Genomic DNA, 14,609 nt, shown 5'->3' with positions numbered 1-14,609 from the left:
GAAATCACCCGGGCGGGATCATTCCGTTACAGGGGGGCGCGATCATCTCGTAATCGGGGGGCGCCATCATTCCGTTATGGGGGGCGCCTTCATCTCGTTTTAGGGGGGCGCCTTCCGTCGGAATCATCAAGCCATGTCGAGAACATCGAACGCTCGACAAACGGGATAGGTCTTCACGTCCTTTCCGTTCTTTTGGATTTCGTCGTATTCGATCCAGTCATACTCGTTCACCGCGAACGGCTTCTTCCCGAGAAGCTTCTTCAGCTTCGCGCGATTCGGCTTGCCGCCTGCGGAGGTGCCGCTTTCAGATTCCTCCGTCACGAAATTTTCGAGTGCTGGCAAGTCGCTATCGACCGTCGCCTCGATGACCTCTTCACAGACCATTGTCAGAAAGTCGCGCGTCTCGAAATGACGGCAGTGGGCGTGCTGACAGGTGATCAGAAACGCACCGTTCTTGTAATGTGATCCGGGATTGATCGCGACACAGCCCGCATCATTGACGTTCGGGTGATCGGAGTGCTGAGTTTCGTTCGGACACCGGATCGATACCTTACCTTCCCGAACCTCGCCGCGCGTCTCCCAATCGATCGCGTTGAGCCATCCGATTCCGTCGAAGTCGTCAGCGTGGCGGCGCATGAACTTGGTTGTATCTGGGATTCCGTCGAGCTGCTTATCACTACGACGCGCCTGACGTTCCGCCAGTGCCTTCTTTCGCTTTTCCTGATTCTTGAAGCCTGCGGCCTCGCGCATCTCATCCGTGCAAGCAGGAAGGACCAACAGCGACGACCCACCAACTACGGCCCGATAGCGGTCATAGGACTTACAGCGCGCTCCATAGAACGCGCGCCCCACCTGTCCGCTTGTGCTATCGAACCAGAAGCCCAACTTTCCAGCGAGGTGATCCACGACCGCCTTGAAGTCGTTCATTGCCGCGAATGCTTCGTCAGGTTCGTCCGGAATGACGTATTCAGTCGCAAGCGGAAGGATGATCCGACACTTGTGGATCGGAGAGTGAGCAAGCTCGACCTGAAGCGGGTCCTTCGTCGGCTTGTCGTCGAAAGCGCCGATCGTGTCGACCTTCACAATCGAAGCGCTCTCGACAATCATCGGATGAAGCTTCAGTTCATTGGCGAGATAGCGCTTCACATCGGCAAGCGACGGGTTATATGGGACGCCATTCGGCGACTTCACATATTCGCGAAGCGCCTTCAGATCGATCTTCGTGCGGGCCTTACCGTTCGAATGGCTCGTGTAATAGACGAAGTTCAATCCGGACTTCAAAAGCGGCGGGAAGATTTCCTCTTCGGGCTGTCCAGCGTCCAGATCGAGCACGACAGCGTTGAGGCGCTTTACGCTCGCCTTCTTACGCGCAATCGTGGTCTTACCGGCCGCCGGCGCAACCTCGCCGAACATGATCATATGACCGTTCTTGTTCGGCGACACGTATGGATCATCGAAATAATTGATCAGCTCACGCCATGTGACGCGTTGCGGAACCCAGCCGATATGTCCCTTGTGCGGATGCTTCCATTCGGAATCCGCGCCCCACATCGCTTGAGGTGCGCGCATGACGACTGTCTCGCGGTTGAGGAAGTCATCCGACCAATCGTCGGCGAGTTCGATCGCGTGAAACCCTGGCACCGCGATCGGGTAGCCAAAGAACGTATCTGATGCGACCGGAGCGCCTTCAGTTTCGAAGCTGTCCGCTTCGTCATCCGTCAAATTGTCGAAAAAGCTCACTGCATCGTTGAACGCTGACAGCATGTCTGAAGTAGGATGATCCTGATTTTCGCTGGCATTCAGCACATTTTCGTTGAACTCAGGCACTGACATAGGTTATAATTTCCCTGTCGGTAGAAGCCCTCTCGAGGCGTAGGTTGAAGTTTCTCGGCGAGCGAAAGATTGATGCTCTTTCGCGCGCTTTTTTTGTCAGTCGCGGTCGTCGGACAATGAACCGGGCAACCGCGTCGACAATTCCTCCATCGAAGAATGGATATCGCGAAGAATGTCTTCGATGGCCTCGCTGCTTGCGTTGATGGCCTCGGCCACCAAGAGCGCGCCCAACAGGTCCGGGTGATTCTTCGCATAGCCGACACCAAGGTGACGGTCGATTGTCTTGACACTGGACGCGAAGACATTTTCAAAATGTGGTAATGCCATCTTCTATTGCTCCTTATGCGCGCCGATCGAGTCGGCAATGATCGTCGCCGCAATCAACTTAGCGCTGGCCTCGACGATCGCCGGCAAGGCAGCATGTAACTTGCTCGCGTTACGCTGGAGGCCTACAGCGTCGAAATAGTCAGAGACTTCGAGACGCTACTTATCGAGGGGATTCATATATTACCTTTCGGATTAGGCAGCGCTCTGGCGCTTCTTTGCATTGATCCAATTCGCCACGTCGTCGACGGCGAACAATCGCTTCCCGCCGATCACGAGGTTCGGCGGCGCTTCACCGGATTCGATCATCTGGTAAAACTTGGTCCGACCGATCCCGAGAACACGGATGGTTTCCTGGACGCTCAACAGTCGCGGCAGTCCTGCGATCACCGGATCGAGGATAACCGAGCTATCGAGCAAGTTCTGGGTAGGCTGATTAGATGACATGAACGATCTCTCTGTGAGCCGTCACAGCACGCAGCAAAGCGCACGAGTGGCGGTTTCTGCATGAGCGCGCATCGTGCTCCGGCGCACATCCGCGCGCTCGCCTCTTCTCTAGAGCTTCGGTTCATCGGCGCTGCGGCGTCATCCGATCCGAGAGAGGCTCCCATGTTCGAGCGAACCCTGCGCGCCGCGCTCTGCGCCGCGCTTCCTTTCGCCTTCGTCGCTCCCGCGCTCGCGGTGTCGAAGGTCACTTTCGTCTCCGCCTCGGGGACGGATGCCGGGACCTGCGTCACGTCGGCCGAGGCCTGCCGAACCTTCTCCTATGCAATCGGCCAGACCTCCGGCGGCGGCGAGGTCAAGGCGCTCACGCCCGGCAATTACGGCCCCTTCGCCATCGGCAAGGCGATCACCATCACCGGCGTCGAGGGCGCGGGCGTCGTTCAGACGGTCAACGCCGACGCCATCACCGTCAGCGCCGGCGCCGCTGATTCCGTGCGCATCGTCGGCCTCTCGATCGACGGCTATAAGGGGGCCGCTCCCAATGGCGTGAGAGTGACCTCCGTCGGATCGCTGACCATCCAGCGCTGCATCCTGCGGGAGTTCTTCGGTTCCGGGATTCTGCTGGTTCCGACCGCCGTGACGAAATTTCTGATCGAGGACACCGTGCTGACCGATCTCGGCTGGGCCGGCGTCTCGGCGATGGCCGCGCCGGCGAACGGAGCTTCGGCCGCAAATGGGCGAATCGATCGCGTCTCGGTCAGCAATGCGAAATGGGTCGGGGTCGAGGTCGGCTGGAGCAATCACGTGTCCATCACCGAAAGCTCCGTCTCCAACAGCGAGATCGGAATTTCCGCCGCCTCGAACAGCAAGGTCGTCCTCGCCCATTCCTTCGTCACCGAGAACAAGACGGGAGTTGTTCGCTTCGGCGCCACTCCGACCCTAGAGAGCGCCGGCAACAATACGATTCGCGACAATGTCACCAATGTGCAGGGCGCCATGGCCATGGTCGGGACGCAGTGAGCGCAGGACGCGGCTGAGGACGCGGCGGCTTCAAATTGACGTCCGCCGCGCCTTTGGGCATGGTCTGCGCGCGATCGGCGGCGCCTCTCGACCGCTGTCGGAACAGCCGCCGGCCCTGCGAAAGGGGAGAGCCGCCCATGAGCAATGACCGCCCGCCGATCCCGCGCGACGGCGCGCCCGGCGCGAAGCCGCCGCAGGACGAGGCCAAGCCGGCCTCCGAGGAGAGCTGGATCGAGAAGGTCGAGCACGGGATCCAGAAGGTCGAGCATGAGATCGAGCACGAGATCGAGGAGATCGAGGAGACGGTGACGCAGCCGCCGCCGGTCCTGTTCCTGCGGGTGCTGAAGGTCGATCTGCCCTATTTCATCATGCTCGCCGCGGCCTTCGTCGGCATTGGCGCGGCGACCTTCACCGGCGAGCTGACGCCGCTCTATTGGGAGGCGCTGGCGCCGGTCTATTGCGTCACCTGCATTCATGCGGGCTGGCGCCACGCCGACACGCGCGAGGAGCGCGTGAGGCTCGTGTGGACGCAGGCGGCGCATTGGTTCGCCGTTCTGCTCACCATGTACGTGGTCTATCTGCCGCAGGTGCGGGACGTGATGAACACCAACGCCGCCGGCCTCACGCTGATGGCGATTCTGGCGCTCGCCACGGTCCTCGCCGGCATTCACGCCGAGGCCTGGCAGATCTGCGTCGTCGGCGTCATTCTGGCGGTGGCCGTTCCGCTCGTCGCCTGGATCCAGCAGTCGGCGCTGATGATGACGGTGCTGGTGATCGGGATCGTCTTCGTCGGCTTCGTCGGCGCGTCGCTGTGGTGGACCTCGCATATGGAGAAGCGGCGCGAATCGAAGCCGAGCTGAGGAGCGCGCGGCTTTAGAGCGCTTTCCGATCGAACCGAATCGTTCGATCGATCAGAATTCGCTCCAAATCAAAAGCCGGAGCCGTTTTCGATCCATTCGGATCGGAAACGGCTCTCAGGCGCCGCGCAGCCCATGCACATGCACGTCATGGCCCGAGTGCTTCGTCATAATATCGACGGCGCGCTTCTCGCGCGCGTCGTCCCATGTGCGAACCCACAGCAGCAGTCCGCCGCGGTCCAGCTGCTCCTGCAAGGTCTGTGCATGGCGGTCGCCGATCAGCTTGCCGAGCACGGCGCCGAGCAGGCCGCCGGCGCCGCCGGCCGCGCTCGCGGCGAGGATCGCCGCCGCCATCGAGCCGCCGCTCGCGAAAATCAGCCCCGCCGCGCCGATGGCGCCGATATAGAACAGCCCGCCGACCAGCGCGCCCTGCGCCTCGCCGATCGATTCGGGCGCGACATAAGAGGCGCGGGGGACATTGGCGTCATCCTCCAGCTCGGAGACCTTCTGATAGCGATGGCCGAGCTTGGCTTCGACGACATGCTCGCTGGTCATCAGGCTGATGTCGGCGCGATCGAATCCCGAGCTCTGCAGCTCGTCGATCGCGTCTTGCAGCGCGTCGGCCGAGTCGAACACCCCGACCGCCTCGCGGACATCGCCGCCATCATTGTCGGACGACATGGTCACCTCCCTGGGGCGAAACGCCTTTTCTCCCTCATCTAGGGCGTCGGGAGGCGGCGAGGGGAGGGAGGGCGTGCGAATCTACTGGCGGGGAGCCGCTTTCAGGCAGGCTTCGAGCGCCACGATGGTCGGGACGATGGCGTCCTTTTCGCGCCGGAGATGCTCGTCGAGGCTCGCGTCGTGCGTGCCCTCGAGCTGATGGATGGTCTCGAGGCGGTGTTCGAGGATATCGAGAATGACCTCGGCGTTTTTTCGCTCCAGCTCGACTCTGACCATGGCGGCCTCGGATGTTTTTCGAGACTAACGAGCGCGGAGTAGCGCCCGTTCCCGCGCTGCGTCAGGTTTGACGACAATCCGGTCCATGGTCCAAAGGTTCTGTTGAAAGTGGAACTCCCGCTTCCGCCATCCGATCTGTCGCGTCACACGTCATGTGACGCGACAGATCGGATGGCACAGGCGGGAGTTGCCGGGAATGGCCGGGATTACGTGGGATGGCCCTAGAGAAACTGGGCGAGGCCGGGCGGCGGCGTGATCATCATGGCCGATCTGTCGCGACAGATCAAATGGCACTGACCCGCGGCGCTCGGCGGCGCCGCGGGCGGAGAAAGCCAAGGAATACTGCAAGGGCGTCGGCCAGGGTCGACGGCAACTGTCCAGCGAGCCGCCGGAGGCTTCGTCATCTGGACATGGCGAAAAGCCCCGATGTTCCTAGGGCTCCGGCGCGGCGGCCGAGATCGCGGAGGCGGAGCGAACAGTCAACTGCGCGAGTTGCTCGGTGCGCCTTCGAACCGGCAGCGGGTGTCTGGCGGGTTGCCACATTTGCGGTCGAGGTCGCGGTGGCCGACGCAGTCGCCGGTGGCGAACTCGCGATAGCCGGGACCGCCCTTGCAGCCGCAGCCGCGGCATTGCTCGTGGACGACGCCGGCGCCGCCTTCCTTCTTACACTTGGTCTCGGGCGGATCACCGCAGATGTGCCGCAGTTGGGCGGCTCCGACGCAGCGTCCATCGGGGCCGCGATAGCCGGGTCCGCCGCGGCAACCGCAGCCGGAGCACGACTCGGCCGACGCTGACCAGGATAACACCCAAGCCGCTAACAGGAGGAGCACGAGCTTCGATGTCCGCGCCATGTCTTAGCAGAGCCGTCTGAGCGAGGGGTGCTCGATGCACCAAGTGTCGTAGTCGTCATCGATCATGCGTAGTAGATTATCGCGCCCGGCCTCCACGGCCTCGGCGGGAGTCTGATATCCGAACTCATTTCTTGGAAACACCAAGGAAATATCCGAGCCTTTTCTCTCGATCGAAAACAACATCGAAAATGCGTCGGCATCGGCTCTCTTCAATCCTATGAAATAATCGACAACTACCCCATCCGGTTCACCTGATGCTCCGTTGTAAACGACCTGCATTCTTCCGAATTTAAAGCTACGTGGCCGCATCTGCTCGGCGAACTTCAGTGTGTCCATGACGGTCACGCCGTCCCTCGTGCGATGGTTCGAGACTTTCTCGATCCACCTTCTCTCCTCGGAAGAAGATAAATTTTGCGCTTTCCATGCTGCTGGTGGATCGGCAAGCGCCGAAGCGCCGCAAAGCAGAGTCGCGAAAAAAGAAAGAGCGCGGCGCATGTAACCGAAACCCCTACAAACGATTGTCCCACCATATCACTCGACCACAGATTGCCAGCCGGTTCAAATCCTCCTTCAAGAGCACTTCGAGGTCATAGGCCGGATTGTCGCTGATGATTAAGACGGCGCCCTGCGCCGCGTTTCTCAGGCGCTTCACGCGCGTCTCGCCGTCGAGCAGGAATACATAGATGTCGACCGCTTCCCAGACGTGACGCCGTTTCGGCGCCCGCTGAGGCAGGCGCATATCGCCGACATTCTCGATAACCAGCATCAGCGCGCCGTCGATGATCGTCGGCTCCATGCTGTCGCCGAGCGCCCGCAAGAACGTCAGCTTGGAGCCGGACGGCGCGAGCCGTTCCAGCATCCAACGTGGGAACGCCAGATAGGTCTCGACGCTGGTCGCATGATTGACCGCGCCGCCTCCGGCCGCCGCACGCACATCCAACCTTGGTACGCGCGTGAAAGCGGAAACGTCTCCCGCTTGTCCCGAAAGCGACGGCGATGAGGGAATCGGCTCATCGGAAAGCCCCACCAGATACTCCATCGAGACGTTGAGCGCCTTCGCCAGCGAGAGCAGAGACTCCGAGGTCGGCTCATTGATTCCGCGCCGCAATCGACTGAGCGTGCTCGCCGGAATCCCCAGCGCTTTCGATGCTTTGGCGATGCTTCCATAGGGCGCGAGCAGCGTATTCACGCGCTCCGCGAAGTCGGCCAGGTCGGCGTCGGGCGCCTTTTTCATAGGGAATGGACCAACATTGGTTGACATCCGACGCCGCCGCGCTCAAGATCAACCAACATTGGTTTGCTCTCAGGGAGTCGCGGTTTGGAACCCCAGAACTCGCCCGCCTGCGGCTGGCACCGCGCGGACATTCTCGCGGAAGTGCGCAAGCGCGGCTCGACTCTGGCGGGAATCGCCAGGAGCGTCGGGCTCAGTCGGCATTCCGTGTATTGGGCGATGATCACGCCGCATCCGCGCGCAAATCTGGCGGTCGCGGAATTTCTCGGCGTTTCCGCCTCGACCCTGTGGCCGCAGTGGTTCGACGAGGACGGCAAATTGATCTCCAAAACGCCCTTGCCGCGCCCGCGGCCGCGCTTGGAACCTAGCCCGCGCCACTCCTCCGCGTCGAGCCCTCGGCAAACCGCAGCTTAACCTTTGGTTAACCCGGCGTCCGCGTGCCCCGAGTCCGTTCGAACCGATTTCAGAGGCCGAAATGACAGAGACCATCCGCCTAGACGAGATCGATGCCAGCAATCGGCTCAGGCCCATCAATCCGCCGCACGTCGAGCTGATCGCTGCGTCCATCGAGCTGCAAGGTCTTTCGCAGCCGATCGTCGTCCGTCCGCGCTCGCCCGAGGAAGGCGAAGGCCTGCCTTACATCCTGGTGGTCGGCGGCCACCGAGAAGCGGCCTTGCGATCAATTGGCTGGAAAGAACTGACGGTCGACAAGCATGTGCTGATCAGAGACCTCGACCCGCTCGAGGCGCGGCTGGTCGAGATCGACGAGAATATCGCCCGCCACGAACTGAATGCGCTCGACCGGGCGCTCTTTTTGCTCGAGCGCAAGGAGGTCTACGAGCAGAAGCGCATGTCGGCGCTCGGCCGGGGCGGAGATCGCAAAAGCACGAAATTTCGAGAGAAAATCAATTCGCAATCTTTTCGAATTGATTTTTCGGAGCGGTTCACCGAGGACGCGGCAAATCGGACCGGCTATTCCGAGCGAGCGATACAGCAGGCGATTGCCTTCGCTCGTCGTCTGGACGCCGAGGCCATCGCCGCCATCCGAGGCACTCCCCTCGAACGAAATCAAAGCGAGCTGATTCAGCTGGCGGAAGAGACGCCGGAGCAACAGCGCGCCCTCGCGACCCTCATCAAATCCGGCGAGGCCAAGACCATCGGGCAAGCGAAGATCGCCGCCGGTCTCGCCAAGCCCGTCACCGTCGACCCGCAGGCGCGTGTGCTCGCGGCGCTGCTGGATAGCTGGGAAAGGGCCAGCAAGCCGACCAAGGCGAACTTTCTCAGATCCATCGGCGCCGAAATCACCAAGAAGCGCGCCGAGGCGCTGGGCGACTGATGCGCGACTGGCTCTCCGCCCCCGAGCTCGCTGCTCTCGGCCTGCCGGGCCTGCCTGCGACCAAGCAGGGATGGCTCGACTATGCCGAGCGCGAGGGCTGGCTCTTGCGCACGGATAAGGTCCGGCTACGTAGGGGCCGGGGCGGAGGCCTCGAATATTCGATCGATCTGCTGCCGGCGGCGGCGCTCGCCGCCTATGCCGCCCGCGCCATCGGCGAGGTGGCGCTGCCGGCCGAGGACGCCGCCGCCGCGGCCGTCGAAGAGCAGAAGAAGCAGCTCACGCTCATCGCGCTCGACAATCGCGACGCGCGCCTCACGCTGCTCGCCGCCGCCGATCGCTATGCGAAGGGCGCGCAGCTCTCGCGCGTGATGGCCGATCGCACTTTCGCCGCGCTCTACAATCTCGGCCAGATCGAGGTCGAGCCGGGCGTGCGGGCCGCCGTGCCGAAGCTCTCGCGGCGCACGCTGGCGCGCTGGCGCGAGACGAAGCGCCGAGGAATATCAGGGCTCGGCGTCGACAAGGGCGCCGCGCGTCGGGGTAAGGGCGCGTTGGATCGCGGCGGAGAGGGAAAGGTGCGCGCGTTCCTCACCGCCGCGATCGCCAAGCAGCCGCATCTCTCCTCCGATCATCTGCTGAAGGCGGTCGAGAAGCGGTTCCCGGATGTGAAGGTCTCTATCCGCACCGTGCAGCGCATGCGGGCGAAGATCACGAGCGAGGATAAGGTCCTCCTCATCAAGATCACCAATCCAGACGCATATAAAAGCAAATATCGCCTCTCCGGCACGAACTCTCACGCCGTCGAGCGCCTCAACGAATTGTGGATGATCGACGCCTCGCCGGCCGATGCGCTCTGCGTCGACGGGCGCCACGCCGTCTACCTCTGCGTCGACATCTTCTCTCGCCGCCTCATCGTCTATGTGAGCCGCACGCCGCGCGCCGACGCCGTCGCGCTGCTGATGCGCCGCGCTATCATCGCTTGGGGCGTCCCGGAGCGAGTGAAGACGGATAATGGCTCGGACTTCACCGCGAAGGCGACTCAGCGCCTGTTCAAGGCGCTGGAGATCGAAGTGGAGCTGTCGGATCCGTTCAGCCCTGAGCAGAAGGGCCATATCGAGCGCGCGGTGGGCACATTCCAGCGCGATCTCTGTCCGCTGCTGCCGGGATTCATCGGTCATAGCGTGAAGGACCGAAAAGTCATCGAGGAGCGCAGGGCCTTCTCGGCGCGCCTCGGCCAGGATGACGCCGGCGCGTTCTGCGTCGAGCTGAACGCCAGGGAACTGCAGAGCTATTGCGACGATTGGGCGGCGGGACGCTATGCCCACCGCCCGCACAGCGGCATAGAAGGCGCCACGCCCTTCCAGATGGCGGCGTCCTTCGCCGGCACGGTGCGGCGCATCGAGGGCGATGATGTGCGAGCGCTCGATCTGCTGCTCGCGCCAGCCGCTGGCGGCGACGGCATTCGCACGGTGACGAAGCGCGGCGTGCGCGTCGACGGCTCTTATTACCTCACGCCCGACGTGGATCCCGAGACGCGCGTGCTGGTGCGCATGGACCCGGAGGACATGGGCCATGCGTGGCTGTTCTCGGCCGATGGCGCCGCGTTCCTGGGTGAGGCGATCTGCCCGGAGCTGGCGGGCGTCGACCCGGCCGCCGCCGTGGCGCACGCCCGCGCCGCGCGCGAACAGCACATGAAGGAGCAGGCCGCGGCGGTTCGCGCGGACATGAAGCAGTTCCACCCGCGCTATTTCGCGGATGTCGTGGTGCGCGACGCCGCCATCGCGGCCGGCAAGCTGGTCGAATTTCCGAAGCCGAGCGAGCCGCACAGCACGCCGGCGCTGCAAGCCGCGAAGGCGGCCATCGAAGCGCCCGCGCCGGCGCCGCAGAGCGAGCAGCAGCGCGCCACGCTGGCGGAGATCGAAAGCGACCTCGCCGGCGCCGCGCCGATCACGCCGGCGAGGGTCGCGCAGCTCCCCGAAACGAAGCAGCAGCGGTTCCGCAGGGCGTTGCAGATCGAGGAGCGCATCGCGCGCAACGAGAGGGTTTCAACGGAGGATGCGATGTGGCTCGGGGCCTATCAGGCCGGCCCGGAATATCGAGCCATGCGCGAACTCTACCAGGATTTCGGCGAGGCCGCGTTGCGTTGACGCCTCACGAAAAAGGGCCGCCGTTGCCGCGGCGACCCGTATTTCAAGACCAGAACCAACGAGTGGAAAATGTCAGACGCAACGCAAACTGTCAAACCCCCGACGCTCGCGGCGCTCAAAAACGTCGCCGGCTTCTACACGCTGGTGAGCATGCTGCAGGCGCGCGGGCCGCATCTGCCGAACTTCGGCGTGATGCACGGGCCCTCGGGCTACGGAAAGAGCTACGCCGCCATCTATGTGCAGAACAAGACCGGCGCGATCCGCGTCGAGGTCGGCGAGAGCTGGAACCGCAAGAGCTTCGTGCGCGCCATATTGCACGAGGGCGGAATCGCCGAGCCGCGCGGCTCCACCGCCGATCTCGTGCAGCTCGCCATCCAGCTGCTCGCCGAGGACCGCAATCGCCCGTTGCTGATCGACGAGGCCGACAAGCTCGTCGACAAGGGGTTGATCGAGATCGTTCGCGAGCTGGCCGAGCATGCCCAGGTGCCCGTGCTGCTGATCGGCGAGGAAGAGCTGCCGATGAAGCTCTCCCGCTTCGAGCGCGTGCATAATCGCGTGCTGTCCTGGTTCGGCGCCGAGCCTTGTGACCTCGACGATTGCCGCAAGCTGGCGGACATTTTTCTGCCCGCCGTCGCCATCGCCGATGATCTGCTCGACGACATCCGGCTGAAGGGCGACGGCCGCGCGCGGCGCATCGTCGTCTCGCTCAACAATGCGCGCGAATGGGCGCGCAACGCCGGCGCGACCTCGATCGACAAGGCAGGCTATCGCGGCGCGGTCTACACGGGCGAAGCGCCCAAGGCGCGCACGGGCCGGCTGCGCATCGTCGCCGGGAGGGTCTGATGAAGACCGCTCTCTCAGCCCTTCTCGACGAGATGTTCGACGCCGAAAAGCTCGTCTACGACGACTGCGCCCGCTGGCAAATGCAGTGCCCGGCGTGCCACGAGGCCGTCTTCAAAGTGCTGCGCCAGGAGGCCGGTCGCGATCTGCATTATTTCGCGCATTATCGCCGCGACAAGCTGCTCGCCGAAGAGTGCGAGCTGCGCGTCGGCGCGATGAACGCGGAGGAGGTCGCAAAGCATAATGCGGCGGCGCGGGGGCAAAGGCTCGCCTATTATCTCTCCGTGCTCAAGGACCAGTTCACCCCGATTTATGGCGAGCGACTTCCGACGCTCCGCAAAATGATCGGCCGGACATGGGCTGGTAGAAAGATCAGGACAGATTCACTCATAGTCGCCGCCAAAGCCGACCTGAAGGGCAATTTTCTTGATTGTGCGACCCACATTGTGGACCTGCCAGAAACGAAGTTTGAACTCGCGCGGCAGCAGGAGATCGCGCTCCACATCTGGATGCATCTGCTGAGCAACACTGGCCGAGACAATTTCGACTTTATGATCGACCTTGTCTTGATCGACTTTCATCAAGAAAACGTCGGCTACGGCGATGCGAGGCTGCTGGACGTCGTGAGGCCACTCATCATGGGTGGAAAGCGCGAAGCGCAGGAAGTGCATTGGCGCCTGTCGCACGAGGAGTGGCAGGGCTTCAACGGCTGGGCGGCGATAGTCAACTTTATCGTGTTCGTGTCGTTCAACAAGCTGCTCGGATTGAACTACTGGCAGCTGACGAAGGAGTTCTACGACGCTCAAAACAAAGGGAGGGCCTGATGCAGCGTCCCTTCCAGATCGACATCTCCCTGCCGCGCGGCCCCGAGCATTACTGGAATGTGATGCGCCAGCTCGACGGCAAGGGCTTCACCATCCGCGATGTCGCGCTCTGCTCCGAGGGCGTCACTTACGCGGCGGTCAAGACCTATGCGCGCTTCCTGATCGCCGAGGGCGTCATCAAGAAGGTGAGCCAGCGCAACATCGGCTACACGCGCGCCGACGTCTATCGCATCGCCAAGCCGTCGCGCCTCGCGCCGGTGATGCGGCGCGAGGCCTTCACGGGGCAGCGCGGTCGCGTGCAGCAGCAGCTCTGGCGCGCCATGCGCACGCTGCCGAGCTTCACCATCTCCGAGCTGGCGGCAGCCGGCTCAACCGAGGAGACGCCGGTGAAGGAGCGGACGGCCGAGACCTATGTGCGGCGCCTGATCAAGGCCGGCGTGGTGGCCGTCATCGAGCCCTACAAGAAGGGCGAGAAGGCGCCGCCCGGCATGCGCGGGAAGGCCGGCGCCAAGGCGGGAACCTTCCGCCTGCAGAAGGCCGCCGACACCGGGCCGCTGGCGCCGAAGGTCTTCGCCGCATCGATCGTCTTCGATCCCAACAAATCGCGCGTCGTCGGCGAGACGATCGCAGAGGAGCCGCGTTCATGAGCGCCGCCGTTAACCTTAACACTTCGTCTCGAAAGGACGTCGACTTTCTCGCCAATGCTCGAGAGGCGTTCGGCGCCGTGCTTCCCGACTGGATCGAGACGCTCGCCACGATGGCCAACCGCACCAGCGCGACAGCTGTCGCCAAGCGCATCGACTATTCCACCGCTGTCGTCTCCTCTGTCTGCCGCGGCAGCTACAAGGGCGATTGGGGCAAGGTGGAAGCAAAGGTGCGCGGCGCCTTCATGGGCGAGCTGGTCGAATGCCCTGTGCTGGGCGAGATCGGCCGCGACCGCTGTCTCGCCGAGCAGAAGAAGCGGCACATCGGCACATCGGCGACGCGCACGGCGCTGTTTCACGCCTGCCGCGGCGGCTGCGCCCATTCGCGGATCAAGAGCGAGGGAGGGGCGAATGGATAAGCGATCAAAAGAGCATGAAAATGAGATCGACCGCACAATCTTCATGACGATCAAACATCTAGAGGTTCTATCTCTCCTAATTCCAGACCCGGGCGAGACAGACGACGCAGACCTCAAACAGAGATATTTGGAAATCGCGTCCCGCGTGGACAGCACGACGAGCAGTGTCCTCTCTCTGATCGGACATCTATCGTCTCTGCGAATGAAGGCTCGAAACAATGATGGAGGCGCGCATGGCTGACGCCTCCCCCTCCGGCCTCGCCTACGACCTGCGCGAACTGGCGACGCTCATGCGCTGCGTCGAGAACGGCGATATGCGGCTCTCGTCGGCGATGGCCAGCGCGGTCGCCGAGCAGCTCTACAGCATCGCCGAGGAGTGCGACGAGCGGCAGCAGCAGCTCGCCGCCGCGCGCCGATGGCTCGGCGCGCAGAGCTTCTCCGAGCACTTCGCGCGCGACATCGCCATTCGCGAGGGCGTGCGCGCGGGGCGGATCATCGATCTCGTCGCCGTGCTCGAGCGCGAGATCGCCCGCAATGAGGCGATGCGAGGAGGCGCAGCGTCATGAGAGAGATCGCCATCACAGCGAGGCCGCTCAACTGGCGCAAATGGACCGCAGCGCGCGCGCGGCGCGCGACTCTCGACCGCCTGGAGAAGATCGCGAACCTGCATGCCGAGATCGCCATGATCTGGGGCGACGTGGACGAGTCGATCGTGTCGACGGCGGAGGTGCACATCCAGGACACGAAATACGTCGCGGAGGAGCTGCAGATGCATTGGGACGATAGTTTGAAGGACGAAGGAGGCGCGGCGTCATGAGCGATCCCGTCGTCACCGTCGCCGATGTGCTGCAGGTCGTCGCCGAGCATTACGCCTACAGCATCACG

The 14,609-nt window shown here is 63.1% G+C and carries 18 protein-coding genes; 11 read left to right on the top strand and 7 right to left on the bottom strand.

The window, feature by feature from the left end:
• Window positions 1-126: 126 nt before the first annotated feature.
• From K3F48_RS22540 to K3F48_RS22530, 3 genes are all read right to left on the bottom strand, one after another.
• A complete protein-coding gene (locus K3F48_RS22540) occupies window positions 127-1,833 on the bottom strand; it encodes a hypothetical protein (RefSeq protein ID WP_222577690.1) in 1,707 nt (568 codons plus the stop codon).
• Window positions 1,834-1,929: 96 nt separating this feature from the next.
• Complete coding sequence (locus K3F48_RS22535; protein ID WP_142864620.1) at window positions 1,930-2,160, bottom strand: hypothetical protein; 231 nt, start codon at window positions 2,158-2,160, stop codon at window positions 1,930-1,932.
• Window positions 2,161-2,352: 192 nt separating this feature from the next.
• Window positions 2,353-2,604 (bottom strand): AlpA family transcriptional regulator, encoded by a 252-nt coding sequence (locus K3F48_RS22530; protein WP_142864621.1) that lies wholly within the window; start codon window positions 2,602-2,604, stop codon window positions 2,353-2,355.
• 162 nt (window positions 2,605-2,766) lie between these two features.
• Here K3F48_RS22530 and K3F48_RS22525 point away from each other — a divergent pair, with 162 nt between their 5' ends.
• A complete protein-coding gene (locus K3F48_RS22525) occupies window positions 2,767-3,621 on the top strand; it encodes a right-handed parallel beta-helix repeat-containing protein (protein ID WP_222577689.1) in 855 nt (284 codons plus the stop codon).
• Between the two features lie 137 nt (window positions 3,622-3,758).
• Window positions 3,759-4,481, top strand: a complete 723-nt coding sequence (locus tag K3F48_RS22520) for a hypothetical protein (protein WP_222577688.1) — start codon at window positions 3,759-3,761, stop codon at window positions 4,479-4,481.
• A gap of 114 nt (window positions 4,482-4,595) precedes the next feature.
• On the opposite strand, the gene K3F48_RS22515 is transcribed toward K3F48_RS22520, so the two are convergent.
• The 4 genes from K3F48_RS22515 to K3F48_RS22500 all read right to left on the bottom strand — a co-directional run bounded on the left by K3F48_RS22515 (window position 4,596) and on the right by K3F48_RS22500 (window position 7,475).
• Window positions 4,596-5,159, bottom strand: coding sequence for a hypothetical protein (locus K3F48_RS22515; RefSeq protein WP_222577687.1), 564 nt, complete (start codon window positions 5,157-5,159; stop codon window positions 4,596-4,598).
• An 81-nt stretch (window positions 5,160-5,240) separates the two neighbouring features.
• Window positions 5,241-5,435, bottom strand: coding sequence for a hypothetical protein (locus K3F48_RS22510; protein ID WP_222577686.1), 195 nt, complete (start codon window positions 5,433-5,435; stop codon window positions 5,241-5,243).
• 854 nt (window positions 5,436-6,289) lie between these two features.
• A complete protein-coding gene (locus tag K3F48_RS22505; RefSeq protein WP_222577685.1) occupies window positions 6,290-6,781 on the bottom strand; it encodes a hypothetical protein in 492 nt (163 codons plus the stop codon).
• Window positions 6,782-6,794: 13 nt separating this feature from the next.
• Complete coding sequence (locus tag K3F48_RS22500) at window positions 6,795-7,475, bottom strand: LexA family transcriptional regulator (RefSeq protein WP_222577684.1); 681 nt, start codon at window positions 7,473-7,475, stop codon at window positions 6,795-6,797.
• Between the two features lie 108 nt (window positions 7,476-7,583).
• On the opposite strand from K3F48_RS22500, the gene K3F48_RS25055 reads away from it, so the two are divergent.
• From K3F48_RS25055 to K3F48_RS22455, 9 genes are all read left to right on the top strand, one after another.
• Complete coding sequence (locus K3F48_RS25055) at window positions 7,584-7,931, top strand: helix-turn-helix domain-containing protein (RefSeq protein ID WP_370631476.1); 348 nt, start codon at window positions 7,584-7,586, stop codon at window positions 7,929-7,931.
• Between the two features lie 61 nt (window positions 7,932-7,992).
• Window positions 7,993-8,853, top strand: coding sequence for a ParB N-terminal domain-containing protein (locus tag K3F48_RS22490; RefSeq protein ID WP_222577682.1), 861 nt, complete (start codon window positions 7,993-7,995; stop codon window positions 8,851-8,853).
• Window positions 8,853-10,997 (top strand): DDE-type integrase/transposase/recombinase, encoded by a 2,145-nt coding sequence (locus tag K3F48_RS22485; RefSeq protein ID WP_222577681.1) that lies wholly within the window; start codon window positions 8,853-8,855, stop codon window positions 10,995-10,997. Before K3F48_RS22490 ends, K3F48_RS22485 begins: the two co-directional genes overlap by 1 nt.
• Before the next feature lie 69 nt (window positions 10,998-11,066).
• Complete coding sequence (locus K3F48_RS22480; RefSeq protein WP_222577680.1) at window positions 11,067-11,840, top strand: AAA family ATPase; 774 nt, start codon at window positions 11,067-11,069, stop codon at window positions 11,838-11,840.
• The gene (locus tag K3F48_RS22475; protein WP_222577679.1) at window positions 11,840-12,661 is read left to right on the top strand and encodes a hypothetical protein; all 822 of its coding nucleotides are present in this window, start codon (window positions 11,840-11,842) and stop codon (window positions 12,659-12,661) included. The genes K3F48_RS22480 and K3F48_RS22475 overlap by 1 nt, the downstream gene beginning before the upstream one ends.
• Window positions 12,661-13,308 carry a hypothetical protein gene (locus tag K3F48_RS22470; RefSeq protein WP_222577678.1) on the top strand — a complete coding sequence of 216 codons (648 nt, stop codon included), beginning with the start codon at window positions 12,661-12,663 and terminating at the stop codon, window positions 13,306-13,308. Before K3F48_RS22475 ends, K3F48_RS22470 begins: the two co-directional genes overlap by 1 nt.
• A complete protein-coding gene (locus tag K3F48_RS22465; protein ID WP_222577677.1) occupies window positions 13,305-13,724 on the top strand; it encodes a transcriptional regulator in 420 nt (139 codons plus the stop codon). Before K3F48_RS22470 ends, K3F48_RS22465 begins: the two co-directional genes overlap by 4 nt.
• 233 nt (window positions 13,725-13,957) lie before the next feature.
• Window positions 13,958-14,290, top strand: a complete 333-nt coding sequence (locus K3F48_RS22460) for a hypothetical protein (RefSeq protein ID WP_222577676.1) — start codon at window positions 13,958-13,960, stop codon at window positions 14,288-14,290.
• Entirely contained in the window at window positions 14,287-14,541 is a 255-nt protein-coding gene (locus tag K3F48_RS22455) for a hypothetical protein (protein WP_222577675.1), read from the top strand. Before K3F48_RS22460 ends, K3F48_RS22455 begins: the two co-directional genes overlap by 4 nt.
• Window positions 14,542-14,609 lie beyond the last annotated feature (68 nt).

The sequence above is a fragment of the Methylosinus sp. Sm6 genome, assembly GCF_019802345.1.
In the GTDB taxonomy this organism is placed as follows: domain Bacteria; phylum Pseudomonadota; class Alphaproteobacteria; order Rhizobiales; family Beijerinckiaceae; genus Methylosinus.
Note: the sequence above shows the minus strand (reverse complement) of the source record. Positions and strands in the feature narration are given on the sequence as shown.